21 protein-coding genes and 2 pseudogenes are annotated in these 26,281 nt (G+C 38.0%); 7 read left to right on the top strand and 16 right to left on the bottom strand.

Annotated elements, in window-relative coordinates:
* Positions 1 to 294: 294 nt before the first annotated feature.
* Together DSM106972_RS13520 and DSM106972_RS13515 are read left to right on the top strand one after the other, a co-directional pair.
* A pseudogene (locus tag DSM106972_RS13520) lies at positions 295 to 597 on the top strand (IS701 family transposase); the annotation flags it as partial.
* Between the two features lie 178 nt (positions 598 to 775).
* Positions 776 to 961 (top strand): hypothetical protein, encoded by a 186-nt coding sequence (locus tag DSM106972_RS13515; protein WP_127081196.1) that lies wholly within the window; start codon positions 776 to 778, stop codon positions 959 to 961.
* Positions 962 to 1,057: 96 nt separating this feature from the next.
* Here the strand turns inward: DSM106972_RS13515 and DSM106972_RS53400 are convergent, their stop codons facing one another.
* From DSM106972_RS53400 to DSM106972_RS13505, 3 genes are all read right to left on the bottom strand, one after another.
* Positions 1,058 to 1,213 carry a hypothetical protein gene (locus DSM106972_RS53400; RefSeq protein WP_233787888.1) on the bottom strand — a complete coding sequence of 52 codons (156 nt, stop codon included), beginning with the start codon at positions 1,211 to 1,213 and terminating at the stop codon, positions 1,058 to 1,060.
* Positions 1,214 to 1,223: 10 nt separating this feature from the next.
* Positions 1,224 to 2,105, bottom strand: coding sequence for a metal ABC transporter permease (locus DSM106972_RS13510; RefSeq protein ID WP_127081195.1), 882 nt, complete (start codon positions 2,103 to 2,105; stop codon positions 1,224 to 1,226).
* Positions 2,106 to 2,404: 299 nt separating this feature from the next.
* Positions 2,405 to 3,124 (bottom strand): metal ABC transporter ATP-binding protein, encoded by a 720-nt coding sequence (locus DSM106972_RS13505; RefSeq protein ID WP_127081194.1) that lies wholly within the window; start codon positions 3,122 to 3,124, stop codon positions 2,405 to 2,407.
* A 273-nt stretch (positions 3,125 to 3,397) separates the two neighbouring features.
* On the opposite strand from DSM106972_RS13505, the gene DSM106972_RS13500 reads away from it, so the two are divergent.
* The 3 genes from DSM106972_RS13500 to DSM106972_RS13490 all read left to right on the top strand — a co-directional run bounded on the left by DSM106972_RS13500 (position 3,398) and on the right by DSM106972_RS13490 (position 6,882).
* Complete coding sequence (locus DSM106972_RS13500; protein ID WP_127081193.1) at positions 3,398 to 4,417, top strand: metal ABC transporter solute-binding protein, Zn/Mn family; 1,020 nt, start codon at positions 3,398 to 3,400, stop codon at positions 4,415 to 4,417.
* A gap of 370 nt (positions 4,418 to 4,787) precedes the next feature.
* Complete coding sequence (locus tag DSM106972_RS13495; RefSeq protein WP_127081192.1) at positions 4,788 to 6,560, top strand: ABC transporter ATP-binding protein; 1,773 nt, start codon at positions 4,788 to 4,790, stop codon at positions 6,558 to 6,560.
* A gap of 169 nt (positions 6,561 to 6,729) precedes the next feature.
* Positions 6,730 to 6,882: a chlorophyll a-b binding domain-containing protein gene (locus DSM106972_RS13490; protein WP_127081191.1), complete on the top strand. Its 153-nt coding sequence runs from the start codon at positions 6,730 to 6,732 to the stop codon at positions 6,880 to 6,882.
* 179 nt (positions 6,883 to 7,061) lie between these two features.
* Here DSM106972_RS13490 and DSM106972_RS13485 read toward each other — a convergent pair whose 3' ends face one another.
* From DSM106972_RS13485 to DSM106972_RS53395, 4 genes and pseudogenes are all read right to left on the bottom strand, one after another.
* Positions 7,062 to 11,837, bottom strand: coding sequence for an ATP-binding protein (locus tag DSM106972_RS13485; protein WP_127081190.1), 4,776 nt, complete (start codon positions 11,835 to 11,837; stop codon positions 7,062 to 7,064).
* A gap of 73 nt (positions 11,838 to 11,910) precedes the next feature.
* Positions 11,911 to 12,285: a hypothetical protein gene (locus tag DSM106972_RS13480; RefSeq protein ID WP_127081189.1), complete on the bottom strand. Its 375-nt coding sequence runs from the start codon at positions 12,283 to 12,285 to the stop codon at positions 11,911 to 11,913.
* A 43-nt stretch (positions 12,286 to 12,328) separates the two neighbouring features.
* Positions 12,329 to 12,631, bottom strand: a complete 303-nt coding sequence (locus DSM106972_RS13475) for a hypothetical protein (protein ID WP_127081188.1) — start codon at positions 12,629 to 12,631, stop codon at positions 12,329 to 12,331.
* Positions 12,632 to 12,683: 52 nt separating this feature from the next.
* Positions 12,684 to 12,866: pseudogene (locus tag DSM106972_RS53395) on the bottom strand (AMIN domain-containing protein); the annotation flags it as partial.
* A gap of 62 nt (positions 12,867 to 12,928) precedes the next feature.
* Here DSM106972_RS53395 and DSM106972_RS13465 point away from each other — a divergent pair.
* Both DSM106972_RS13465 and DSM106972_RS13460 read left to right on the top strand, forming a co-directional pair.
* Positions 12,929 to 13,228 carry a type II toxin-antitoxin system HigB family toxin gene (locus DSM106972_RS13465; RefSeq protein ID WP_127081187.1) on the top strand — a complete coding sequence of 100 codons (300 nt, stop codon included), beginning with the start codon at positions 12,929 to 12,931 and terminating at the stop codon, positions 13,226 to 13,228.
* Positions 13,212 to 13,616 (top strand): helix-turn-helix domain-containing protein, encoded by a 405-nt coding sequence (locus tag DSM106972_RS13460; protein WP_127081186.1) that lies wholly within the window; start codon positions 13,212 to 13,214, stop codon positions 13,614 to 13,616. The genes DSM106972_RS13465 and DSM106972_RS13460 overlap by 17 nt, the downstream gene beginning before the upstream one ends.
* Positions 13,617 to 13,847: 231 nt before the next feature.
* On the opposite strand, the gene DSM106972_RS13455 is transcribed toward DSM106972_RS13460, so the two are convergent.
* The 9 genes from DSM106972_RS13455 to DSM106972_RS13415 form a co-directional block, all read right to left on the bottom strand.
* Positions 13,848 to 15,116, bottom strand: coding sequence for an MFS transporter (locus DSM106972_RS13455; RefSeq protein WP_127081185.1), 1,269 nt, complete (start codon positions 15,114 to 15,116; stop codon positions 13,848 to 13,850).
* Between the two features lie 16 nt (positions 15,117 to 15,132).
* Positions 15,133 to 15,996: an iron-siderophore ABC transporter substrate-binding protein gene (locus DSM106972_RS13450; protein WP_233787179.1), complete on the bottom strand. Its 864-nt coding sequence runs from the start codon at positions 15,994 to 15,996 to the stop codon at positions 15,133 to 15,135.
* 140 nt (positions 15,997 to 16,136) lie between these two features.
* A complete protein-coding gene (locus DSM106972_RS13445) occupies positions 16,137 to 17,096 on the bottom strand; it encodes a ferredoxin family protein (RefSeq protein WP_127081183.1) in 960 nt (319 codons plus the stop codon).
* A 55-nt stretch (positions 17,097 to 17,151) separates the two neighbouring features.
* A complete protein-coding gene (locus DSM106972_RS13440) occupies positions 17,152 to 19,401 on the bottom strand; it encodes a TonB-dependent receptor (RefSeq protein ID WP_127081182.1) in 2,250 nt (749 codons plus the stop codon).
* On the bottom strand, positions 19,332 to 19,994 hold the full coding sequence (locus DSM106972_RS13435; RefSeq protein ID WP_127081181.1) for an MFS transporter: 663 nt from the start codon (positions 19,992 to 19,994) through the stop codon (positions 19,332 to 19,334). Before DSM106972_RS13435 ends, DSM106972_RS13440 begins: the two co-directional genes overlap by 70 nt.
* Before the next feature lie 35 nt (positions 19,995 to 20,029).
* A complete protein-coding gene (locus DSM106972_RS13430) occupies positions 20,030 to 20,920 on the bottom strand; it encodes an iron-siderophore ABC transporter substrate-binding protein (RefSeq protein ID WP_233787180.1) in 891 nt (296 codons plus the stop codon).
* Between the two features lie 172 nt (positions 20,921 to 21,092).
* On the bottom strand, positions 21,093 to 22,433 hold the full coding sequence (locus DSM106972_RS13425) for a TonB-dependent receptor domain-containing protein (protein WP_127081179.1): 1,341 nt from the start codon (positions 22,431 to 22,433) through the stop codon (positions 21,093 to 21,095).
* A 79-nt stretch (positions 22,434 to 22,512) separates the two neighbouring features.
* Positions 22,513 to 23,568: an iron-siderophore ABC transporter substrate-binding protein gene (locus DSM106972_RS13420; RefSeq protein WP_127081178.1), complete on the bottom strand. Its 1,056-nt coding sequence runs from the start codon at positions 23,566 to 23,568 to the stop codon at positions 22,513 to 22,515.
* Positions 23,569 to 23,591: 23 nt separating this feature from the next.
* On the bottom strand, positions 23,592 to 26,129 hold the full coding sequence (locus tag DSM106972_RS13415) for a TonB-dependent receptor (RefSeq protein WP_127081177.1): 2,538 nt from the start codon (positions 26,127 to 26,129) through the stop codon (positions 23,592 to 23,594).
* Positions 26,130 to 26,281: the final 152 nt, after the last annotated feature.

The following is a 26,281-nucleotide window of genomic DNA, read 5'->3' as shown; positions in this document are numbered from 1 at the left end:
CTTATATCTTGCACCTAACGGGTAAACCCGTATAAAGCCAATGACAGAGGGTAAAAATATAACTACAATATAATTTTCTAACTTAAGTACATTGAAGAAATAGTTTTAACTAGCCAATACCGAATTAATACGGTATTTATTTCTAAAATTTTGATTTAATAATGGCGCCGTTGATTTGTAAAATTACATACAAATATACTGCTAGTAGTGAGTGGTAATGAATTTTATTTGCATTGTGGCGCCAAAACATGAGAAAAAGGGCGTTGAAATATTACGTAAAAATTCAGCAAGAAAATATGGTTTCAATTCTTAGGCGCGGGACAAAATCTAGTTTACACTTTGCTGTCATTGATGCCTTCTATCTACCAACAAGAAAATCTCGAAGCAATGTTGGGGATGTTCTTAGAAGCACAGGGTTATCCTTTACCTCAACACAGTAAAAGTAAATCAGCTAGCGCCTTAAGCAGATTTCTCAATATATACAATTGGTCAACCAGAGGCGTAATTCGCACTTCTCGTAACCGTATTATAAAGGAGATTTTATCTGAGCGTTCGCTGGGGCGCCAACCATTTTTACAAGTTATTATTGACCTGACTGGGGTGAAGCCGCAGAAATTGCATTCCAAACTATATTCCCTCATTTAGCAGTGTTACTTCTTTTACAAGATATTGAACGCTTGAGAGAACTGGCACTGAGTCAAGGAATTAACATTGAAATTTCCAGGTGCAAGATATGAGATAACGAATGCAAATTGTTTTCTGAAGTTAGGTAATTATGCACAAGCAGAGCAGTGTTTGCTTGATGCTTATCAAACCAACAGATGATATTATGGAGGATGAGAATTTGCTCATGGAAGCAAGAAGCACAGGATATCAAGGATTTCAAATATGTTTTATGCAGTTGAGTGATTATTATGGAATTTCAACCCTATGCGGGCAAGGACTGAAAGTGTATATTTAAGCAGATGATAAATTATTTATTTTTTCGTTATCCTCTACAAGGTGACGATAAGCCTCAATCTTTATAGTTATCTCTTCATCAGTTCATAGATTATCTTTATGTAATGCTTGGGTTTCTTTGAGTAACTGGTGTAATTTTTCCGCTAGGATTCCCTTTCGGTAAAGCCACAACATCGTCAACAGCTTGCTTCTGAATCGTATTAATCAGGAATAGTGTTAGGACGGGCAAGATGCCCGTTCCACAAGATGACACAAGAGGGTTGTTATAATTTGAGGTTTTTTGGGAATATATTTGATACAGATTCTTTGAGTTCTGGACGTGTTAATAAGCCTTGGGATGGACTAAATAAGAAGGCTAAGATGAAGAATGAACCTGTTACTAATACTATTGTGGCGCCAGATGGTGCATCTAAATGGTAGCTTAGATACATTCCTAAAACGCTGGATAATACACCGATGATGGAACCTAGCACCATCATGATGTGTAGTTTTCTGACTAGTAGGTAAGCTGTGCTTGGTGGCCCTATTAACATTGCAATAACTAAAGCGGCGCCTACTGTTTGCAGTGAAACAACAACCGCAATAGTCATGGCAACTACTAAACCTAAATAATAAAAGTGTACTGGCATTCCATCAGCTTGGGCGCCGAGTGGGTCGAATGTATAGTATAATAACTCTTTGAAAAATAAAACCACTAATGCTAAGACTATTAGTGTTGTAATTAGGGTCATTTTCATATCGTCTTCGTTAACCCCAAGGATATTTCCAAATAAAATATCCATCAAATCAAGTTTGTTGGCGCCGGGTAGTACTTTGAGTAATGTTACACCTAATGCTGTAAATATAGATAGAATAATCGCCATTGCTGTATCTAATTTTAAACGCGATTGCGATTCTATCCAAGCTAAACCTAGGGCACTAATTACTCCTGCAATAAAGGCGCCTAATGATAGTGAAACTCCCATTACATAAGCTATGGGTAACCCTGGTAATATTGAGTGGGATATTGCATGAGACATCATCCCCATTTGCTGCACAATCATATAACTACCCACTACAGCGCAGAGAATGCCCATTAAGATACCAACTATAATGGCGTTCACCATAAACTCTGAGCGCAAAGGTTCAAGAAACCAATTTAACATTTTTTATTCCCTCTGATAATAAACACTTTACCTGGGAGCATACTTATTTTATCGAAATACGAATTGTCATTAGTCGCGCAGCGAAGAATCTTGGTTAGATTTTGAGTTCTTTAATACCATTTTTATATGAAGATGCGCTTTATTACTCTTACTCCCCCCTTATTAAGGGGGGCTGGGGGGGATTTAATTATTTGCAGCTTCACATTAAATTGGTATAAGATACTTCGTTCCTCAGCATGACATTTTTGGAGATGCTACCCTGCGGGAAAACTGCGTTAACGTACCTCAGCATGACAACTTTACTTTCCCATAAAACCTAGCGACATTCCGTATGCTTGCTGAATATTACTCGGTGTAAATACTTCATTTTTAGAGCCTAAAGCTATTAATTCTTTATTTAGCAGTAATAGTTTATCGTAATAATTTAATGTTTCACCTAAATCATGGTTGATTACTAGTAATGTTTTTCCTTCGCTCTTAAGTTCCTGAAAAACTTGGAATATTACATTTTCTGTTTTCTTGTCTACCCCTGTAAATGGCTCATCGAATAAAAATAAATCTGCCTGCTTTGCTAACGCTCGCGCGATAAATACTCTCTGCTGCTGTCCACCCGATAATTCCCCAATTTGGCGCCCTTTTAACTCTGCCATTCCCACTTTTTCTAAAGCAGCAGCAGCTAACTCAATAGACATTCGACTCGGTTGACGAAATAACCCCGTTTTCACAGTCCGCGCCATCATTACAACATCCCATACTGTAGTAGGATAATCCCAGTCGATGTTGGCACGTTGAGGTACATAAGCAGTTTTAGATAAAATTCGCTGTAACAACTGTCCATTGAACTTAACTACTCCACTCACCACAGGTATCAAACCCAGCATCGCTTTCACCATCGTACTTTTCCCGGCGCCGTTGGGACCAATGACTCCTGCAATTTGACCAGAATCAAGGTTAAAACTTACACCTTGCAATGCGTAACTTCCTCGGTAACGAACTGACAAGTTTTCTACTTCTATCATCTATTTAACTCCTGCTAGCTCCTTGCCAGAAATTGGTAAAGACGTAGCTTATTATACATAAATCACTAATTTTAAATAATAAGAGCTAGCATTAAGCTTCAACTCTTTTTACAATAATGATTATCATTATAATGTAATATTATCTATAATTTTATTCAAGTCGAGTACGCTACTATAGCTGAATGGCTCAACTTGAGTTTAAAAATTTCTTTAGAATTATTGATACTCAGTATCAATAGTTAACAGTCCATAGTAATTTAGTAGGCATTAATTATGAAGGTGTTTAGAGGAGTTGAAAGGAATTCGTTTTGGGGCGCCGCAGTTATTGCAGTTGCCCTCGGTATGACAGGTTGCGCTGAGTCACCTCCAACATCACAAGCAACCGCTAGTCCCGAAGCTGTCGGCACTGCATCTCCCGCAGCCAATACCAGTACGGGTAAACTCAAAGTAGTCGCATCCTACAGTGTACCTTGTAACTTTGTGCAAGAAGTTGCTCAAGATAAAGTAGACCTTAACTGTTTAATTGAGGCAGGACAAGACCCCCATGTCTATGAAGCAACTCCAAAAGACCGACAAGCTATAGATGAAGCGAATATTGTCTTCTACGGAGGAATACAGTTTGAGCCTGCCATAGTAGATATGGTACAAGCAAGTAAAAGTACGGCGCCAAAAATTGCTTTGAACGAAATAGCAGCTCCTGCAAGTGAACGTCTTTCATTAGAAGAAGACGGTAAAAAAGAAGAAGACCCCCATGTTTGGCATGATGTCAAAAATGGAATCGACATGGTAGAGGCAATTAGAACTAACCTAGCAAAAGTAGATAGTGCAAATGCCGATTTTTATAATAAAAATGCTGACGCACTCGTCGCAAAGCTAAAAAAACTTGACGCTTGGGTACCTCAGCAAATAGCAACAGTTCCAGCAAACCAACGTCGTTTGGTAACAACACACGACGCATTAGGTTATTTTGCCAAAGCATACGGGTTGAAAGTAGAAGGAACATTAGTAGGAGTTTCCACAGAAGAAGAACCTACAGCGGCGAAAGTAAAATCTCTCTCAGATGGAATCAAAAAAGCTAAAGTTCCTACAATATTTGCAGAATTAACAGCAAACGACAAAGTGCTTAAGACAGTAGCAAAAGAAGCAAACGTCAAAATCTCCTCTAGACCCATAGTCGCTGATGGACTTGGTGATAAAGGTACTCCTGAAGCTACTTATGTAGGAATGATAGAATCTAATACCTGTACCATCGTCAATAACCTAGGTGGTAAATGTACTGCGTTTAAACCATAGGGTTTCCCAATCATTGTAAAAACGCATGTTGTAGAGACGTTACATGTAACGTCTCTACGATTTATCATGCAACACCAAAATCAGTATATTGGCGCCAATAAATTAATCGATGGACTTATTTAAATACTTAGTTCACAGTTAATTTCTCATCTTGTGGAGCGGGCATCCTTGCCCGCCCCTATAAAATAGAACAGGCAGGATGCCTGTTCCACAAGATAAAGTAGATAGAATGATTAATTTTTAGAAAATTTTAATAAAATGACCCTTTTGGGATAAAAAAGTGCCGTTTTTGCATAGACTCCGGCGCCACAATAATACTATGCTTAATATATTTGGCTGACAAATACTATAAATAAAGCACACGGAACCAATGACAGCAAAACCTCATCCACTGCAACGCTTACTTAATTACGGGCGCCAATACCGTCAGCAAATATGGCAAGCGAGTACTTTTTCTATCATCAATACTATATTAGATTTGGCGCCGCCTTGGTTAGTAGGTGTTGCTGTTGATATTTTAGTGCAACAACAGAATTCTAGCATAGCGAAGTTTGGTGTTAAAGATGTTGTTCAACAGTTTGTTGTGCTTTCGATTGCTACAGTGATTATTTGGGTATTTGAATCACTTTCACAATATATATATGATAGGCTGTGGCGTAATTTAGCACAAAATATTCAGCATAATTTGCGATTAGAAGCTTACAATCATTTGCAAGAGTTAGAATTAGCTTATTTTGAGGATAGTAGTACAGGTGGTTTGATGTCTATTCTCAATGATGACATTAACCAGCTAGAGGATTTTCTTAATGGTGGCGCCAATGAGATTATACAGATTACTACATCGCTAATTATTCTCATCGGCGGCGCCTTGTTTATGTTACCTCTCAGCATTACCATAGCAGCAATGTTACCAATGCCGTTTATTCTGTGGGGTTCATTTATTTACCAAAATCGTCTCGAATCGCGTTATGCTGATGTGCGAGACAAAGTAGGTAACTTGAGCGCGCGTTTAGCGAATAATATTAGCGGCATTACAACAATTAAGAGTTATACCGCAGAAGATTATGAAAATGGTAGGCTGAGAGCAGAAAGTGATGCGTATCGAAAAAGTAATGCAAAAGCCATCGCACTTTCTGCTGCATTTATTCCTGTAATCAGAATGCTCGTTTTAGCAGGATTCACAGCTTTATTATTCATGGGGGGAGTAGCAGCATATCAAGGTAGAATATCTATAGGTAATTACAGCGTATTACTTGTATTAGTTCAACGTTTATTATGGCCGCTCGTCTCATTAGGAGAAATATTTGACCACTATCAGCGCGCGATGGCTTCAACCAATCGTGTGATGAACTTATTAGACACTCCCATTAATATTACCACAGGACATATTCGCCTACCCATTGAAAAAGTACGCGGCGAAGTTAGCCTAGAACACGTAACCTTTGCTTATAACAGTGGTGAGGTAATAATTCGTGATTTATCTTTACATATACCTGCTGGAAAAACTATTGCCATAGTCGGCGCCACTGGTTCAGGTAAAAGTACTTTGGTAAAATTATTATTGCGACTATATGATATTACATCAGGACACATAACCATCGATGAAATTGATATTAAAGAACTAGATTTATATGATTTACGTCGTAGTATAGGCTTAGTTAGTCAAGACGTTTTCTTATTTCATGGAACCGTCGCCGAAAACATCGCTTATGGTAGTTTTGATACCAAAGAAGACGAAATTATCAAAGCAGCAAAAATTGCCGAAGCACACGACTTTATAATGCGACTCCCCCAAAAGTATGAAACCATAGTAGGAGAACGCGGTCAAAAACTATCAGGTGGACAGCGGCAACGTATCGCCATAGCTAGGGCAGTACTCAAAAACCCACCCATCTTAATCTTAGACGAAGCCACATCTGCAGTCGATAACGAAACCGAAGCAGCAATTCAACGCTCCCTAGAACGTATCACCATAAATCGTACAACAATTGCTATTGCCCATCGCCTCTCTACCATTCGTGGCGCCGACTGTATATATGTCATGGAACGCGGAAAACTAGTAGAGTCAGGAACCCATGAAGAATTATTACATAAAAACGGTATTTACACCAACTTATGGAGCGTACAATCAGGCTTATCTTAATATATTTGTCGCTACTGGCTACCATAGGCGCCTGGGCAAAGGTTACAACAGTAAATCTTATCAATGCGGCGGGATACTATAAAAATTCTAATCGTGATTCTCAGAGATTAATGCAAATAATTAGTGATAAAATTAGTAAGTTGTACTTTGTCAACATGGAGCGTCAATTATGCAAGATACAGCAAAAAGCACTTTAACAGCCACTGAAAACCGCAATGCTTGGCGTTGGGGATTTACACGTCAAGCAGAAATATGGAACGGGCGCCTAGCAATGCTGCTAGTAACGTTAGGATGTCTCGTATATCCGGTTGTTAGCAAATGATTTGAGTCATAAAAAATTTTCACAGCAATTGATAAATTATATCATTTTGCTCTTGATTGATAGCAAATAGCCTCTTGTGGAGCGGTTGCCCCCAACCGCCCTGATATCTATAGCTACGGTCGAAGTTCATATGGCGCCATAAGTAAGCTATAATATGATTCGATATCTAAACATCTTTTTTAACTTCCTCTGAAGCATAAGTCTTTTTTGTCTCCTGGGTTTAGGAAACTTTCTTGATATAGCTTCAAATGTTCGTACACATCAGCAAAAGAGGGTTTAACTTGTTCAATAGTAGCTGAAATAAATCCTAAAGGATTGTTCATCTCATGTGCGACTCCGGCAACTAAGTTACCTAATGCTGACATTTTCTCACTTTGGACAATTTGTAATTGAGCTTGTTGTAATTCTTGAAATGCTTGTTGTGATTTTTGGTAAAGTCGAGCATTTTCTAGAGATATTGCAGCTTGGGAAGAAAGTAATTTAATTATTTGCAAACGCTCTTGAGTAAACACTCCAGAGGTAATTTGGTTTTCTAAATATAAAATTCCTACTAAATGCCCTTGGTTGATAATTGGTGTACATAATAAACTCTTGGGTTGTACTGAGCGCATATATTCCCCAATTAGTCCTTGAGTATTTGTTTGGCAGTTATCTATGACAACAGTTTCTTGAGTGCTTTTTACGTAATTAATAATTTTTATAGGGATATCTTGACAAATATCTATAGATTGTCTATTAAGGATAGTCTGGGCGCCTTGCTGATTCATAGAGGTAATTGCTCGAACTTGCCAAGTATTTTCCTCTTCGAGTATGAGGACAGATTTTTTTGCTCCAGAGTTTTCGAGGATAATATGGGTGAGATTAGTAATAAGTTCGTCTAACTCAATACTGCTCGAAATTGTTTGAGCAGCTTTAAGGACAGAAGTAAAATCTAAAGCATCGCAGATATTTGTACTATTTGCGTAAGTTGATGAGGAATGGGATGTTTTGGCAATAGTAGCGATAGTTTCTAGGTGATTAAAGCTACTTCGCTTTTGTTCTAGGATAGGTTTTATAAGTTGGGGATAACGCTGTTCTAAATCATCTATTTTAGCTTTGGCGCCCCATTTAGCATAACAGAAATAAGCTGCTTGCATATAAGCTTGGGCTGCTTTTACTTTATCCCATTCCAGGTAAAATTTAGCTGCAAGTTCATTTGCTAACCCTTCTTCATGAATATAACCATTTTTATTGGCGCCAGCAATTGCCTGTTCATAAAGTGTTGCCGCATCTTGATATTTTCCATATACACGCTTTTCTTCAGCTAAAATCAAAAGTAGTTTATGCTGATATATACTAGGAGAATGTTTTGCCCATTTACTAATAAGAAGCTTACTTGCAGCAAATTTACGTTTAATATCCTTTTTGGCTTGAATATCAAGTGTTGGGTAAATAGCCAAATAAACTAAACTTTCGTAAAAATGAAACACACCCAAAGAATGTAAACCAGTACCAGCTTCTAAATAAGGAATTGCCTCTTGAGAAATAGTATAAGCATATTGATAATCTGCAAATAAGTACGATAAAAAAATTTGAGTACTCATCATTATCGATAAACCAGTTCCATCTTTGGACTGCTGCTGTTGAGCGATACTTTCAGATGCTTTATAGCTATCTCCTTCCAAGCGCGATGGGCTTGCAGCATACCCTAATAAATTTGAAACTGTTTGATGTAAAATACTAACGTAGAGATATGGATTGCTTTGCTTGAATTCAAACGCTGACTTTCTATAAGAATTAAATTCTTGGCTTAATGTCGAAAGTTCCTCTCCTATAAATAACTGATGGATAGAAAGAGATGCTAAAGACCAACAAGCATATTCTAAATCACCACTTTCTAAACCAATAGTATATGCAGTTCGTAGAGGTGCAATTGTATCACCTAAAGGTTCATGCCAATGATATACAAAACAGTAAACCATGAATAGAGTTCGACAACGAATTTCTTTGGCGCCAAATTTTTCTAATAATTCGAGTGCAAGTTTAGCAAATTGATAACCACCCTCAATATCTTGTAAAACTCCAGAAAGAATTAATGCGTACCAAGAATAAGCAAAAGCAGATAAATTTGTATTACCATATTTTAATGATAATTTGACTTGTTCAAAAACGTTTAAAGGCAATAAATCAGGACGGGCAATATAAGTTGTAGACAAAGCACTCGATAAAATTTGCATTGCCGCTTTTGCTTTTGATTGATTCATTGTAGGTAAATGTATCAAATCTTGAGTTTTACCGAGTAATTTTAGTTTAGTTTCTCCTAATTTGAGTAGAACTTGAATTTTATTAGGGTGAGCAGGCAAGAAAATATCAAGCTGTTTGAGTACACCTAATGCAGTATCAATTGCTTCTTGAAGATAATTTTGTGCTTGTAAAGAAAAAACTTGTAATTCGTAAACTTTAATTTTGTCTTCAAGAGATTTAGCTTGCTGTAAAATAGGTTCAACCCACCGTGATAATTCGGCATACTCTCCTAATAAGTAAGTACCTTCCGCAGCAGCTTCGTATAACTGCAAAGTTAACTCATAGTTCTCTTGCCAAGCAGTTACACCCATTAACTGAATTCCAGTACTCGCATAAGTAACTAAACCTTTATAAGCAGTTGCAGCTTTCGCTTTTTGTGCAGCAGCGAGATTTAGTTGGGCAATTTCTATTTGTTCTTGAGGGTCTGTAATTAATAAAACTGCAGCGTTGAATTGAGCGACAATATCAAAAACTTGCTCTGTATGTCCATTTGCAACTGACGGGAACAGCAATCTTCCTATTTTTAGATGAGTTTCCTGTTTCTGGTCTTCTGGAATTAATGAATAAGATGCTTGTTGAACCCTATCGTGCAAGAAACGATAAGTGACATTTTCAGCATTTACAATATTAGTATCTTGCTCGTCGTGACTCAAATAAAACTTATAAACCTCACTTTGCGGTATAACTAATCCTTCCTGCAACGCTTTCCACAAAGCAATTGCCGTTGCAGCTTCTGATTGTTCTGAAACAGTTGTTAAGGTCGCTAAATCAAATTGGTTGCCAATACAAGCTGCTAGTGTAAGTATTCGTTGCGTTTCTTGAGGTAATTTCTGTAACTGGGTAGCCATAAATTCCACTACATCGTCAGTTAAGGACAACGCATTAATTTTGGCAATATCACATTCCCACCCTGCGTGACTAGATATAATATATCCGTCTTCATGTAGCGCTTTGAGAAATTGGGTAATAAAAAAGGGATTCCCTTGGGTTTTGCGCTGTACTAATTCTGCCAAAGGTTGGGATAACTCGGTTGAACAATTCAAAGTTTCAGCAACCAACCTATTTATATCTTGAAATATCAGAGGCGCCAGAGTTATTGTATTAACAATTGTGTTTGTCTTCTTCAATTCCTCCACCGTCAACATAAACGGATGTGCAGCTTGTACTTCATTATCACGGTAGGCGCCGAACAATAGCAAATACCCCTTATCCCCCATTAACAATTTAATCAATTGTAAAGACGCAGAATCTGCCCACTGCAAGTCATCTAAAAATATCACTAACGGGTGCTGTGGTCTTGTAAATACCTCAATAAACTTTAGAAACAGCAAGTTAAATCGATTTTGTTGTGCAGTTCCCGATAATTCTAGTGCAGCAGGTTGCTTGCCAATTAACCGTTCTAACTCTGGAACGACCTCAATTAAAACCTGCCCATTATTTCCCACAGCTTCTAAAATCTTAACTTGCCATTGCAATTGTCGCGCGTCAGATTCTGAAAGCAGTTGCACTATCAAATCTCGTAAAGCTTGCACAAAAGCAGACAGAGGAATATTGCGGTTAAACTGGTCAAATTTACCTTTAATAAAATACCCATGAGAACGGGTAATTGGTTTATGAATTTCATTGATAACCGCTGTTTTGCCAATTCCAGAAAAACCAGCAACCAACATCATCTCAGATTTAGGATTATCTGTTGTGTGACTTGCTACACGCTCAAATCCTGCCAATAATATCTTAACTTCCGCTTCTCTACCATAAAGTTTCTCAGAAATCAGAAAACGCTCGCATAAATCACGTTTACCAATTTCAAAATCAGTTATTGTACCAGTATTCTTTAATTGATATAAACAATATTCTAAATCAGATTTTAACCCGAAAGTACTTTGATATCTATCTTCGGCATTTTTTGCAATTAGCTTATTGATAATTTTACTAATAACCTGCGGTATCTCTGGGTTGATGTCAGATACAGAAACAGCTAATTGGGCAATATGACAATGTACCAACTCCATCGCATCATTTGCAATAAATGGTAATTGCCCGGTTATTAACTCGTAAAAAGTAATACCCAAAGAATAAAAATCACTACGATAGTCAATCCCGCGATTCATTCTTCCAGTTTGTTCTGGAGAAATATAAGCAAGAGTTCCTTCTAATACATTAGGACTTTTTATTTCCTGAGTTTCTTTAGGCAGCAATGAAGCAATACTAAAATCGATTAATTTAACTTGCTTAGTCTCTGGATTAATTATAATATTAGCAGGCTTGATATCTTTATGAATGATGCGATTTTGGTGTAAATCGTGAAGAATATCAGTTAATTGAATTGCTATTACCAAAACATCGACTAACGAAAGAACCGTGGTACCTATATACTCACGTAAAGAAATATCCCCATTATCTTCCATCACCAAAACATAACTATTACCATAAGGTTCTAATGATAGGGGATGAACAATGCCAGGAATATTAAGATTTTTAGTAATAGCGTATTGGTTGCGAAATTGTAATAATTCGTTAAAATTAGGAAAAGAGGAAGCAAGAAGCTTGATGACTACTGCAAGGGAATCATGCTCTCGAATCGCGCGATAAACAAGAGTTCTTGAACCTGCATATACTTCTGAGAGAATCTGATATCCAGGAATAGTGGGGGTGTGACTCGCAGTAGCCATTTGTAGTTTCCTTATAAAACAGATAGATTTTGCCTTATAAGTTTAGTATTCCCATAAAATATTGAAATAGTAACTATTGTCCTGACTCGCTACTTGCAAGCACTTCTAAAACATCATCGTGCAATGAACAATCAGGAAACGTGACTACGACTTCTTCGAGCTTTACCAAAGGATACCACCAACTACAAGTTCTCCGGTGAAAACGCCATCCTTGTATTGACCTGGCTTTATCCTGAAAATGTCCTTTCGGATCACAGGGCGAATGTACTATAACCCAACCATCATTAATTTCTATACGTTGTTCAGGTATTTCCTTGTCTAACTTATGAGCATATTCTAAGATTTTGTCTACGAGTACTTCTGGAACTCTCACTGTCTTAGTTGGTTGATGGCGCCATACAGTTTGCATGGGCATTAAGTTTTTCTTAGTTCCACCTGGGTTCGGCATAAATCTTGATTACGTGCAGACCTTCCTTGCAATTATAACCAGATTAAGTCTTAGGGACTTCCAAAAATTTAATTCTCCATATTGTGGAGCAGGCATCCTTGCCTGTTCTAGATGTAGGCGGGCAAGGATGCCCGCTCCACAAGAAGAAAATTTTGGAGATTTTTTTATATGGAAGTCCCTTAGAGAGTAGCTTTTGACGTACTTGATTAAGAAATAGCTCTGCACCAATAGGACTAGGCAATCCTAAACACAAGTAAGAGGGTACAAAGTAAACGCGACCATTTTTACTAGCTTTGAGAGATTGAGCAATTGAACTATTGTACCATTGCTGTTTGAATGCTTCCAACTGATTGCTTTCTAATTTATCTGCGTTTGGTAACTCTGTAAAGGCGCCGAGAAATCAATCCTCGGTCTAAGCAAACTGTAGGCGCCTTTTCACCCACCACTGTCACCCGCACGGTATTATCATCAACATTCGTAACATTTATCTCAGTAATTCCCGGTATAGGTTTTTCGGAACGGAACGTAAAAGACTCACCCTCAATTTTGCGATAGTAACCTTTACCAATGGCAAGCAAATACATTGACAAATTGGGAATCGTGGAAAAATCATGTATACTTATTGAAAATTATTTTAAGATAGATGCACGTTATCAGTTTTAAGGTTTTAAGAGAATATTCAGAAATTCATGCAGATAGCCGGGAAGCACTCATATACTGGTATAAGACTACTAGCAAAGCCAAATGGTCAAACTTAATCGAAGTGCAAGAAGCTTTTCCCAAAGCTGAGGCAGTTGGAAACTTTACAATCTTTAATATTAAGGGTAATAAATACCGATTGATTGTTAGCATGGATTATGCAGAACAAATGATTTATATTAAATATATCTTAACTCATGCAGAATACGATAAGGAGTACTGGAAAAATGACCCTTACTTTTAGTATAGAAAAATACAAAAATTTGTTAATAGCTCATGTTCCAAAGCTTATAAAGACTGAAGCTGAGAATGAGAAAGCTTTAGCGGTTGTAGAAGAGTTAATGCACAGAGAGCGAACACCAGAAGAAAATGAGTTATATCAGTTGTTAATTACTTTAATTGAAAAGTTTGAAAAGGAAAACTATCATTTTAATGAGCCGACTAATATTCAATCTCTGCTTTCATTTCTTTTTGAGCAATCAGAAAAGACTAAAGTTGAGTTACAGGAATTTTTAGGCTCACAACAATTAGCCGATGATATTTTAGAAGCTAGGCAGAATATAACTCCAGAAATAGCTCAAAAATTAGGCGCCTTTTTTCATGTAGAGCCAACTTTATTTACCGAAACATAGTTTGCCTGTTCACACGATATTTTGCTCAAGTGGTCATAATTTATACAAAAGCTAATTTTTTAGATGTACTCTTTATTAAACGTTTGCAGCAGAAAAGCTGTTTTTATAGCAAGTGTTAATAAGTGCTAGCACATAATAACACAATGCCATTAGACGGTTGCACGCACAATCCAGTTGTAAACTTTTATAAAGAATAGAGGATTGTCATTATTGTTACAGCAATTTCTTGATTCAATCGTGGTCTGGTAAAATCTTTTCTATATTCCGCAGTGAAGGAATAGTAAACCCAAGCAAACCGACTAGAAGCATACAAGTGGCGCCCATCACATACGCAACCGCAATTCCTGTACCTTTACCACTTCCAAATATTCCTCCCTGTAATATTGTTGCTGGTTCTAATACTTTATCTGCTAGCGGCCCAGCCATCAGGGTCGCAAAGCTTGATGTTAGCTGCAACATCAGTGACTTTGCTGCAAATACTCGACCTTGTAAGTGAGGGGGAATTTTTGCTAGCCATATTGCTGTTTCGCTGCTGTCCATCAGGGGGAAGTTTAACGAAGAACAGAACTGAGCAGGCGCCCAAATTGATAAATTACGTCCTAGTCCAAATACAGTTTTACTTATACCGGCGCCGATAAATCCCAGCAGCATTCCATAAATACGTGGTTTAGTACCCGACCATATACTAAAAATAATTGCTGCCGTTACACCGGAAATTCCAGCAGCAGCAGAAATACTAGCTAATACAGTAGGGTTACTATTGCTACGTGCGAGAATCATCGCGTCTCCTACAGATTCTGCAAAGTCGTGGGCAAACCAAAATAAGCTGATTACTAATGTAAAAATCCGCAAACTTGGATTTGTAAACAAGTAGCGAAAGCCAAATATTATATCTGTTTGTTCTATATCTGTCTGAGGTGGCTGAGGAATTATGACCAAATATAAAGTAATAACTGCAACTAAGAAACTCAGTAAATCTATCACTAAGATTCCTGCTAAACCAATTTGGGGGTATAAGCTACCTGCAAAAGCTGGCGCCAGAATAACAGGCCCATAATGAACTACAGACCCCATACTGGTTGCGCGCGTGTAGTGCTGTTTCGGGACAATTTGACTTAGAGAAGCTTCGTATGCTAAGTTTTGAATTTGCCGGAAACAACCATTAATGGCGCCAGTCAAGTAGAAATGCCAGATGTGTAAATTATTCGTCAGGTAGAGTGCAAGTAAGGCGCCAGTGGAAATAGCAGCGATAGTATCACCGAGAATCATTAAGTTTTTGCGGTTGAAGCGGTCTACTATAATGCCAGCGAAGAAAGTAGTAGGAATACGGAGGATTTGAGAAAAGAATGCAACTAGTGTCAAAGCAGTAGCTGAACTAGTGAGTTGCCATACCCATAGAGAAATAGCAAAGTCGGTCATGTAAGTTCCGATGGTAGAGACAACTTGACCGAGCCAAATAATTATAAAGGTTCGTAAGCTTGCTGGTTGTTGTGGCGCCATTTCAATTCAAACTCCCTTAGTCAACCTTGGATTGAACATTTACCGTGTCTATTAAGTATTTAAATAAGTCATTCACTATGGCATTAGCAGATTGGATGTTACCAAAAATCCAGTAACTGGAATCGACGATATAAACTCGTTGATTTTTGACTACATTAAGTGATTGCCACATGTGTGTTTTTTGATACTTTTCAAATAAATCTTTGGCGCCGGGGTCTACTGCAACAAACAAAAAATTAGCATCTAATAAATCTAATTTTTCTATGCTGAGTTGGATTAAGTTTTGGTCGGGAGTTGCAATGAGTTGACGTTGTGATTCTGGGGGAGAAATGCCTATTTCATCTAAAATACTTCCAGGAAAAGAAAATTTAGAGCGGAACTCAGGACTTTGTACTTGTCCGTGGAAGCGGCTGATAGAAACATTAATTTTTGTTAACTTATTTCCTAAGTTTGCTCTCAACTTTGTTAACCGTTGTTGATACTGATTGAGTAGGATTTCAGCTTTTTCTTGCTCCCCGACTATTTCACCAATGCGTCTTAGAGCGTCTTTCCAAGTTGATTGATTATATTCTAGTGCAACTGTAGGTGCTATTTGGGAAAGTAATTTATAATTTTCTTGACTAATCAAAAATCCAATAATTAAATCTGGATTCAGTTTAACTATTTTTTCTAGATTAGGTTGACTTTGTTTACCGATAGTACTTAATTCTTTTAGCTTTGTACCCAAAATACTTGTTTTACTGCTAACCAAATCTGGTTTTCCTACTGCTATTGGTTTGATACCTAGAGCTAATATTGCATCCAACATAATTTCGTCTGAGACTATAATTCTATTAGGTCTATTGGGAATACACGCTTCTCCTAAATCATGCTTAATCATTCGGCAATTAGAAGTTATTGCTTGTCTTGTTTGCAATTGGCTACAATTAATCTTGCTATAACAAGCAGAGAATATTAATAATAACAAACATACATATATGATTTTGTATTTGAATCTAATATTCATTGTGTGTTTTTGATTTATTCAAAGATTGCCAAATTATTGACAGAAAATTGTGGGATATATTCAGCTTCTTTCCCGTCGCAATAACTAATTAAATTAACGCTTTTGCTTTTATCGATAACAATATCAGCTTGAACAAAGGCGCCAGAGCCATCTGTTTTGTGAAAGTAGAGTTTAACACAATTACTTTCATCAAGTTCACTGTGATGTAAGATTTGAAACTCAGCTTTGTAGTTAAACCACTCCCAACCATATCTCATCATCATTTCTCTTTCCAAAACTTGGACTGCTCCTGGTAATATTCCCCAGCCACGATAAATATAATTCATCTTTTCAATATTACCTGTTCGGGTTAAAATACAATTAAATGAATCTGAGTCTAATCGTGCGTAGTATCTACCATCGGGAAAATCAATAGCTGTAGGTGCAAAGCGATGACCACCAAAATGGCTAACCTGCCAAATGCGAACATGATTTAAAGATGAATTAGCTATGATGGCTTTAGCTTGCCGATAAAAGATATTACCATACTTAGCACAACACTTATCGCGGCTACCATGAGTACAGATTAAAATATCTCTGGTTTGGGATTCTTGTACATATTTCTCTAAATTTTCATCAAATAAATATTTTTGCAGCGTTGGCGCCACATCGTTGATGTTGGGAATTTGAAGCTCTAGTTTTTTATAACCTTTTGTAAGTCCAGAACCCTGATAAAAAATTATAACTCGGCTAGAGTCTGATTTTTGTAACTCTTGGTTATATACTAATAAAAAAACTATATATTCTTCATTCCACTTGAAGCTAATATCATTCCATAGAGCCTTTAGATTATCAGGAACACATTTAGAATCAAATGCGTTTCTTGCCCAAGGTGTTGGATATTCAATTAAGACGTAGATTTGATAAACTTCTGCGTTACCAATTGGGTCTTCTCTTACTTGCCGTGATTCTTGGGCACAAAAAAAATTAGTCATGATTATCTTATTTATTAGGCAGTAGTAGTAGGGTGGCTTAAGCCACCATACGAAATCAAAAATCGAAAGAAATAGTTCCTAACACAGTTAATGGTGCAGCAGGAACAATAAAGAATCCTTGGGCTTCATAATACTTGGTATCAAATAAGTTCTTAACGTTAACAGCCGCGCGCCAATTATTTTGTTTATAGAAAATACTGGCATCTGTTCTAAGATAAGAAGGAATTTTCACATCATTAGGTAAAGTTGCTTCTCGTTCACCAGCATAGACTAACCCCAGTCCAAAGCCTAAACCTTGTAAACTTCCTCTTTGAAATTCATAGGTTGTCCAAAGACTAGCGCTGTTGAAGGGTATACCTTGCAATCTATCGTCAACCAAGTCTGGGTCATTATCTTTATTCACAAATGCGTCAGTGTAAGCATACGTAGCAATTACTTTCCATCCTGGTGTGATTTCACCAACTATATCTAATTCAATACCACGACTTTTTTGCTCACCTGTCTGAACCTGAAAGTCTACATCTAACGAGTCGGTAGTTAGAACATTTTTCCTGGTAATGTCAAAAAATGCTAAAGTCGCTGAAACTCGTTTATCAAACAATTCTTGTTTGATGCCAATCTCAAATTGTTCTCCCGTTTCTGGTATAAATACTTCTCCAGTTCGACTTCTACCAAAAAACTGAGGATTGAATGAATTTGACCAACTAGCATAAATTGAGGTAGAATTACCAGGCTGATAAACAATGCCAAGCCGTGGTGAAAACTTAGAATCTGATGTTTCGTTTATTATAGTACCACCTTCCAAGTCTTCGTATGAAGAATCTACCCAATCAAAGCGACCACCTGCAAGAAACTTAAAGTTAGGAGTTAACTCAATTAAATTCTGAAGATACAGCGCAATATTATCAGAACCGTATTGTTCATAAAAACTTCGTCTGACATTTTCGGGTCTGGCGCCGTAAACAGGGTTAAATATATCTAGTCCGGCAATGCGACCACGAAAGAAATCGGTGGTAAATGTATAGTTAGCAATTTCAAAACCTAATAATACATTATGACGAATAGAACCAGTGTTAAACTTACCACTTACCTCATTCTGCCAAGAAATATTTTCTTGTTTATCATTATTAACCCGAAATCTACGCAGAACTGTCCGACCATCTTCATCTAACTCATCACCTTGAACTCCCTGACCTCCACCTTGAGCGTTAATATAGTTAAAGCCTTGGCGATATTTCCAATTACCATCTTTAGATTCATGTTCCAAGACATAAGTAAATACATTAGACTTAACTTCACCATTATTCAAATCAGGCTCCCCTAAAAATCGGCTGATAGGAACATCAAAAGCTACCTGATTGGGAATAAAGCCCCTGTCAAATGTATAATTATACTTTTGATATTCATACTCGAAAGTCAGATTAGTTCGTTCTCCGACCTTTAAGGTAAGTGCTGGAGCGATGAAGATACTTTCATTATCAACAAAATCACGGAAATTATTGCCATTTTCGTAAGCTACGTTAAGTCGATAGAGAGCAGATTTTTTTTCTGTAAGTGAACCTGTTAAATCAATAGTTGGGCGGTAAAAATCATAGCTGCCAACTGTAGCATTAATTTGATAGAACGGTTCTGTTAATGGTTTTTTCGTGATTGTATTGAAGGCGCCACCAAGACTACCTGTACTACCGTATAAAACAGATGATGGTCCTTTAAGGAATTCAACTTGTTCAACATTCGCAACATCACGAGGGCTAATAAAGCCAAAATCTCGGAAACCATTACGTAAGTTTTCAAAACCTGCAGCAAACCCACGAATATAGTAACTCTGAGAACTAACACCACCTTGTCCAGGCTGTTGCTGCAAGCCACTAACATTATTGCCTAGCTCGTTTAGACGTACTACTTGCCTATCCTGAATTATTTGTTTTGGAATTACCTGAATAGATGCAGGAATATCTCGTAACGGCGCCTCTATTTTTGTTGCAGTTGAAGCTTCAGGCACTCGATATCCATCTTGCTCACCCGTTACTACTAATTCAATTGGCTCATCATTAGAAGATGATTGCTCTGGTTGAGTTTGTATATCAGGTTTAGATGTATTAGGTTCTGGCACAGATGCGGCAGACGCAACACCAAAAATCAACCCATCCGAATCGTCAAATAACTCAACCGTTGGCAAAGTTTTCTCACCTACCACCGTCACCCTAACAGTATTGGCATCAACATTCGTAACCGTTATTTCAGTAATTCCCGGAAGCGCTTTAGAAGAACGAAATGTAAAAGCTTCACCCGACTGTAAACGCAACTGCCTTGCTCTGTTTGGGGTATTTTAATAAACAGTATGCTAGTAATTGCGATTAAAAAAGTTGTAATATCAATTAAACCAATACCACCTAAACCAATCGAATAGTATAAATACCCTGCTAATGCTGGACCAACTATGTTGGCGCCGTAACTGGAAACAAAATCCATGCTGTTAGCGCGCACATAATGTTGTTGGGGAACCATTAAGGAAACTGATGCAGAGTAGGCAATCCATTGAATTTGATTAAAAGTCCCAGCTATGGCACCCGTAATGTATAAATGCCAAACTTGCAGGTGATTAGTAAAATAAAGCCCAATAATAACAGATGTTAGGATAACAGTAACGGTATCACCTAACATCATCAGTAACTTTCGGTTGCACCTGTCCACAATTACTCCAGTTATGGGAGCAAAAAATATACTAGGCAGCAAAGTAAAAAAATCTACTAGCGCCAAAGAAGTGACTTGACCGCTAAATTCCCATGCCCAAATGTTGAAAGCGAAGGTACTCATGGTGCTGCCAATAGTTGAAACTAACTGACCGCTCCAGACGATAATAAACAGGAGCAAGCTGGGAGAAGATTTTTGTGCCATTCACTTTTTGGGTTGTTTCAACAATAAAATTTTTACTAACGAGACAGCAAATATTGAGACAAGTCATCTAAAATAGCATTTGCTGATAGGATATTACCAACAATCCAATAACCAGAATCGACGGTGTAAACTCGGTTGTTTTTGATGACGTTGAGCATTTGCCAAAATTGATGACTGCTATATTTTTGGAAATTTTTTGCAGAACCTGGGTCAAGTGCTACAAACATGACATCTGCATCTAGTAAATTTAGGCTTTCTATCCCTACAGATATGTAACTTTGAGATGAATTACTCAATTTTTGTTGCGCTTCTGGTATCGACAGACCAACTTCTTCTAAAATACGTACAGGGAATGAGAATTGGTTTTGGAACTGTGTTAAATTCCATCCTGAATAGAAACGACTAATAGAAACTTTTTGTTTATTGTTGTTTTGCAGTATAGCTAGCCTTAATTTTTCCACTCTTTGCTGATACTCGTTGAGTAATTGCTTACTCACTGTACTTTTATTTAAAATGTCACCGATACGTTGTAATGCTTCTTTCCAAGCTATTTCGTTGAATTCGATTGATACCGTTGGTGCTATCTTAGACAATATCTCATAATCATTTTCATTTATTTCAAATCCCAGTATTAAATCTGGTTGCAGTTTTACTATTCTTTCTAAATTTAACAGGCTTTCCTTTCCTATAGAAATTATACCATCAATCTTATTACCAAACTGGCGCCCTCTGTTACCTAATGCGTTTGATTCTGCTGCTGCAATTGGCTTAAAACCTAAGCCAACAACAGCGTCTAAAATGCTTTCATCAGTAACAATTATTCGTTGGGGATTCCTGGGAACACAAGCTTCTCCCAACTGGTGTTTTATAGTTTTACATTCAGATGCGAAAAATGGCGCCTTTTGGATATGCTTATTTATAGTCATTTTGTTATGACAAGCGGCAAATACAAAGCAGCTAAGAGTAATAAGCAAAAAAAACTTCAGAAAATAATGTATATTTTTACGCTTCATGTTACCTTGCTGCTGGAGAGTTTAATCATGATGAAAATTTGATCCCCCTTAACCCACCGATGATTTGGGGGGATTCAACTATTTATTACCAATTGATACGGTAATTTAAGCGAAGTGTTGTACCCCTAGCAGGGAACCTGTAGGAATTACCTAGAAAATCGCCTTGAAACTGATTGAGTGCTGGGGTGTATTGATTATTAAGTAAATTTTCAACTCCTATATCTATGGTTCCGGCGCCTATTTTAATGCTGCTGATGTAGTCCAATACAAAATAACTTCTGATTGGCCCATTATCTGAACCATCTTCAAAACCTCTATTGCGGTCGCCCACATATAATGCTTGTAAGCGGTTGCGCCAACCAGGGGTTGTTTGATTTTGGAGATATGCGGTCAGTTTGATTGGTGATACTTCACCGGAGTTAAGTGCTTGATAATTTCCATCCCCATCAATATCGTTTTCACCTTCTTGCCAAGTAAATGAACCTCCTAGTTGCCAGCTTTTTGTTGCCTGCCAATCTATTGCTGCTTCAACACCGTAGTTTCGTTGCGGCGCCCGTGCCAAAAGTAAAGTGCCAGGTAAAGCAGGGTTTTCAACCAATGTTGTTCCTAGTTCAGATTCACTGTAGAACCCAGCTATTGATGCTTGAAAATTATTCCAATTGCCACGAACACCAATTTCGTAGTTATCAACTTTTTGGGGTAATGAGGGTGGTTTGTCAAGATTGTTAATTAAAATATCTCTGGCACTATAAATGCGGTCAACATCATCAGGTTTAAGACTGCTGGATATATTTCTAGATGAATCACTTTTAATTTGTTCCAAGCGTAGCGCAATTAGTTCTAATGCTTTACTTTCCAAATACAATCTTCTCGTAATTCCCTGATACGGACAATTAAAAATTTGATTTATCAGATTTTGCATCGCTGGAGTGGTTTTCGCAAAATGACAATAATCTGGTTCTCCTTCCACATCCATTACACGTCGCATTTGTTGCGGTAACTGCTCAATTTCATTAGCAATAAGGGCTTGGAAAAACGGGACTTCAAGATGGATATCAAATTTGAGAATGCGTGAACCTGCTTGCCATTTGAATAAACCCCCTTCCCCCAAAGACCACCCAGACGACAAAAAATTTTGCCCACAAGGAGTGTTTTCACAATAGTTATCGCCTAAAATGCTGAAGCTTAACTCTAAGTCTGACCCAGGTGTACCATCTGCAACTTCAACGGTTAAATCTTCTTGCAACGTATAGTCATCAATTAAAAAATCAAGTCCGGGACAAATCTCAATTGACCGACGATACCCTTGACTCAGTTTCTTTGGGTCATTGAGCGGTATTTCAACAGTTTGGTATGGCGAAATGTTGTTCTCTTCGACTTGAAAAATTTGATTGTAAAATTCTTCTACCGAGATAGTTAGAGCCATATTTACCTTGTTTGTTCAGATAAGGGTAGAGGGACAGGTTATCTTCTGCTTATTGAAAAACAATATCATTATTTTTGACTTAGTTGAACAAGGAGTGTGAAAGTAAAAGTGAGGGTAGTTGCTTTAGTATGAGAGAATTACCGATAGGTGGACCAATCACACCACCCCATAGTGTGTAGTCAACAAAGTAAACTCGTCCCTCTTTCCATGCTCGTGAATTGTGCAAAAGAGGATTTTTAGACCATTTTTGCTTTAGTTCTTGAAAGGGAACCGTATAAGTAGATTTACCGTCCCAATTATCAACCCAGGTACTAATAATTACGATATCAGCATCTAATTGAGAAAGTGTTTCTAGGTTAATCTGTGGTCTGGCTCCTAGTTTTCGTTCTACATCTGCCAGCAATACAGGTTTAAATCCTATTTTTTCTAGAAGTTTAATCGTATCTCCGTTGTATATAACTTCTATATAGTTCATCGATTGACTACAAGTAATATTTAAAACCCGTGGGTGAGTGTTGACGAGAGGCGCCAATTGAGTGCGAACTTTCTGAAGTTGTTGTTCTTGTAGGGTAATAATTGACGGTATGTTTTTTTGACTATCAAGTGCTTTGGCGACAATTTTAATGTTGTCCTGCCAATTTTCCTCATTATCTATCAACACAGTCGGAGCAATAGAAGAGAATAATTGATTTTCCTGAGAATTTAAGCCTAGAATCAAATCTGGTTTGAGTAAAGTCAAACTTTCTAGAGAGGGATTGTTACGCTCTCCTAAATTAATTGGCTGGCTGGTAACAAAACTACCTAGGTAGGGAATTTGTTGGCTAGGGTTACTGAATTGGCGTAATCTTAACAAATAAGCATCCGCGTAAGCAGAAGGTTGTACATCTAGGGCTAGCATCATACTCAATATCTTTGGTTCGAGAACCGCTATCTTCTGGGGTTTGCCACAAATCTTTGTTTTCCCAACCGCGTGTTCCACAACTCGACAATCAGTAGATGGCAATAGCCCACTTTTTAAACTAGGGTTGTGAAAAATACCACCTTGACAAGCAGTAATCAAGATGGCTACGATTAAAACCCAGCTAATGTATCTATATAAATAGGTAATTGCCTGGTGGTATATTTTGGAAAACATTATCAGCTAAACAAATATCAAGATCAGAACTGAATCGAAAACGAGCCAATCACAGTAAAAGGGGCGCCGGGATAAATTATATCTCTGGATTGAGAAGTTTCATAGTAAGTTTGATTAAAAAGATTCCGAAAATTCAGTGCTAACCTCCAGTTATCCCGCTTGTAATAGATAGCTGAATCGGTTCTAAAATAGCTGGGCAGGATGCTTGTATTTTCCAGGTCGGCATTTCTCTCTCCTACATAGTAAAGTCCCAAACTAAAGCCCAAACCTTTTAAATTACCGTTTTGAAGTTCATAAGTTGTCCACAAACTCGCAGCGTGTGTGGGAACATTAATTAGCTGATTGCCAACGGGAATGTTATTGTCTTGTGTGGTAATCGCATCGGTGTAGGCATAGGATGTAATAATGCTCCAACCTGGAAGAATTTCGCCGCTAATGTCTAATTCAATACCTCTGCTTCTCTGTTCCCCCACCTGCACAGAGAAATCTGGATTGTTGGGGTCAAGTGTGACAACATTTGTTTTGGTAATTTGATAGGCTGCTAGGGTTGCTGAAAGTTTTTCGTTAATGTCTCCCTTAATACCAACTTCATATTGCGTCCCTCTTGTTGGCTTAAAGGGGTCACTTGTGGCAGAGCGACCGAGAAATCTATCGGGTTGAAAAGATTGAGTGTAGCTGGCATAAAGAGAAATTGGTTTAATTGGCTGATAAACGATACCAACACGGGGACTAAAAGCGCTGAGGGATTCCTCATCAGGTGTTCCAAAGTCTTCGTTCCGTTGGAAGGCATCAAAGCGACCGCCAACCAAGAGCTTCAAATTATCTGCGAAAGTAATTTGATCTTGGAGGTAAATTCCTAGGGTATCTCTACGAGTTGTGTAAGAGCTAGTTTTTTCATCAGGTATGGCAGGAAAGTCAACATCATAATTAGGATTAAAAATGTCTAGCAGTATGGGGTCTGGCACATCGAATGAATTATACTCCCACACATTTCGTCTTAACTCCACCCCAAATAAAGGTTGATGGACAATCGAACCTGTATTGAACCGTCCAACTAATTCTGTTTGAATTGTATAGGTTTCTCGTGAGAAGTTATCACGACCCACGTATATTGGACTAAATTGGTCATCAATTAGTTCATAACCACCAATGGCATAAGTGCCTGCTGATTTGCCAAATACAAAGGAAAAAGCATTGCGAAGCTGCCAGTCCTTGCTAAATTGATGCTCAAATCTATAGCCAGCACGTAAAGTGCTATCATCATAAATACTTTCAGGAAGACCAATAAAGCGATTAATGGGGATAGCAGCTGGTCTGTCTCCAACTGAAGGAAGTCCGCGATCGAAGAGGTAATTATTGTTCTGGTATTCAAAATCAAAAGTTAATGAACTGCGCTCACTAATATTCCAGGTAATTACAGGCGCCACAAACACACGTTCGGTAAAGTTAAAATCTCGAAAACTCCCTGCATTTTGATAAGCCACATTCAGCCGATATAAAAGTGAGCCATCACTTGTGAGAGGACCAGAAATATCAAAACTAGGGCGATAGAACGCATAATTGCCTGCACTAAAGTCAGCTGAATAATAGGGAGTGCTAAGGGGTTGTTTCGTGACAACATTGATAATTCCTCCCGGTTCAACCTGACCAAATAGAACAGAGGCTGGTCCTTTGAGAACCTCAATACGTTCAATGTTAGCAGTATCTACCGAGGAAAAGAAGTCATTGTCAGCAAGACCATTGCGAAAATTTCCCTCTTGAGCAAAGCCACGAATGTTGTATCCTCCTGCATCGGTTCCTCCGTAGTTCCCTTGCCTATTTACGCTACTGACATTCTGTAATGCATCTTGTATCCGCGTCGTATTTTGGTCTTCTAATATTTGACGCGGGATAACTTGAATTGAACCAGGAATATCTCGCAAAGGTGTATCGGTTTTGGTCGCAGTTGATGCATTGGGTACGCGATATCCATCTAGCTCCCCCGTCACCACCAACTCAATCGGATTATCCTGTTGGGCTGCGGGTTGCTCTTGCGGTGTCTCAGTTGTTGGCTTTTCCTCTGCGGGCAATGCGGATGGTGTTTGCGGCGCCACGGATGCTTCTGCTACTGCAAAAATCAACCCTGAATTATCATCAAATAACTCAACTGTAGGTAAAGCCTTCTCACCAACTACCGTCACTCTTACAGTATTTGCATCAAAATTTACAACCGTTATCTCAACAATTCCCACCAGTGGTTTTTCAGAGCGAAAGGTAAAAGTATCACCGTTAGCTAATTGCAATTGTCCACCCGTAATATCGGCAACAAAATTATTACCCGTGCTACGATTGGCAACTTGTAGTCGTTCACCTTCGCGAGTCTCTAAAATCACCTCCACCCCTTTCTCAGTGGGGTTTGCTTTGACTCCTGTAATTTTGACAACATTTCCTTGGGGAAGGGTTGGTGTTGATGTTTGTGCCAAAGTTCGAGGAACTTTGATGTCTGCTCGTGCAGGAGTCCCAATCGAAAAAGCAATAGCACTTGTCAGCAGCAGGCTTTGAAACAATTTATCTAACTTCATTTATCTCCCCACATCAAATAACACTACTTGCCCGTAACTGAACCCACCAGATAATTGATACGAGAATAGTTTTTTGAACTACAAACTACTTTATTAGTAAGTATTCTCAGTAATCTTACGGCAAGTAGGGGAAAAGCTGAAGTCCGGTATGT

Source organism: Dulcicalothrix desertica PCC 7102 (assembly GCF_003991905.1).
Lineage (GTDB): Bacteria > Cyanobacteriota > Cyanobacteriia > Cyanobacteriales > Nostocaceae > Dulcicalothrix > Dulcicalothrix desertica.
The sequence above is the reverse complement of the archived record's forward strand: the minus strand, read 5'-3'. Positions and strand labels throughout refer to the sequence as shown.

What these genes read in the sequence shown, in the direction of transcription:
- DSM106972_RS13500 (WP_127081193.1), top strand. Translation starts at nt 3,398, where the DNA reads ATGAAGGTGTTTAGAGGAGTTGAAAGGAATTCGTTTTGGGGCGCCGCA.
- DSM106972_RS13480 (WP_127081189.1), bottom strand. Translation starts at nt 12,285, where the DNA reads ATGCCGAACCCAGGTGGAACTAAGAAAAACTTAATGCCCATGCAAACT.
- DSM106972_RS13435 (WP_127081181.1), bottom strand. Translation starts at nt 19,994, where the DNA reads ATGGCACAAAAATCTTCTCCCAGCTTGCTCCTGTTTATTATCGTCTGG.
- DSM106972_RS13505 (WP_127081194.1), bottom strand. Translation starts at nt 3,124, where the DNA reads ATGATAGAAGTAGAAAACTTGTCAGTTCGTTACCGAGGAAGTTACGCA.
- DSM106972_RS13445 (WP_127081183.1), bottom strand. Translation starts at nt 17,096, where the DNA reads ATGACTAATTTTTTTTGTGCCCAAGAATCACGGCAAGTAAGAGAAGAC.
- DSM106972_RS13455 (WP_127081185.1), bottom strand. Translation starts at nt 15,116, where the DNA reads ATGGCGCCACAACAACCAGCAAGCTTACGAACCTTTATAATTATTTGG.
- DSM106972_RS13415 (WP_127081177.1), bottom strand. Translation starts at nt 26,129, where the DNA reads ATGAAGTTAGATAAATTGTTTCAAAGCCTGCTGCTGACAAGTGCTATT.
- DSM106972_RS13485 (WP_127081190.1), bottom strand. Translation starts at nt 11,837, where the DNA reads ATGGCTACTGCGAGTCACACCCCCACTATTCCTGGATATCAGATTCTC.
- DSM106972_RS13490 (WP_127081191.1), top strand. Translation starts at nt 6,730, where the DNA reads ATGCAAGATACAGCAAAAAGCACTTTAACAGCCACTGAAAACCGCAAT.
- DSM106972_RS13430 (WP_233787180.1), bottom strand. Translation starts at nt 20,920, where the DNA reads ATGACTATAAATAAGCATATCCAAAAGGCGCCATTTTTCGCATCTGAA.
- DSM106972_RS13465 (WP_127081187.1), top strand. Translation starts at nt 12,929, where the DNA reads ATGCACGTTATCAGTTTTAAGGTTTTAAGAGAATATTCAGAAATTCAT.
- DSM106972_RS13420 (WP_127081178.1), bottom strand. Translation starts at nt 23,568, where the DNA reads ATGTTTTCCAAAATATACCACCAGGCAATTACCTATTTATATAGATAC.
- DSM106972_RS13495 (WP_127081192.1), top strand. Translation starts at nt 4,788, where the DNA reads ATGACAGCAAAACCTCATCCACTGCAACGCTTACTTAATTACGGGCGC.
- DSM106972_RS13515 (WP_127081196.1), top strand. Translation starts at nt 776, where the DNA reads ATGCACAAGCAGAGCAGTGTTTGCTTGATGCTTATCAAACCAACAGAT.
- DSM106972_RS13510 (WP_127081195.1), bottom strand. Translation starts at nt 2,105, where the DNA reads ATGTTAAATTGGTTTCTTGAACCTTTGCGCTCAGAGTTTATGGTGAAC.
- DSM106972_RS13450 (WP_233787179.1), bottom strand. Translation starts at nt 15,996, where the DNA reads ATGATTAAGCATGATTTAGGAGAAGCGTGTATTCCCAATAGACCTAAT.
- DSM106972_RS13425 (WP_127081179.1), bottom strand. Translation starts at nt 22,433, where the DNA reads ATGGCTCTAACTATCTCGGTAGAAGAATTTTACAATCAAATTTTTCAA.
- DSM106972_RS13460 (WP_127081186.1), top strand. Translation starts at nt 13,212, where the DNA reads ATGACCCTTACTTTTAGTATAGAAAAATACAAAAATTTGTTAATAGCT.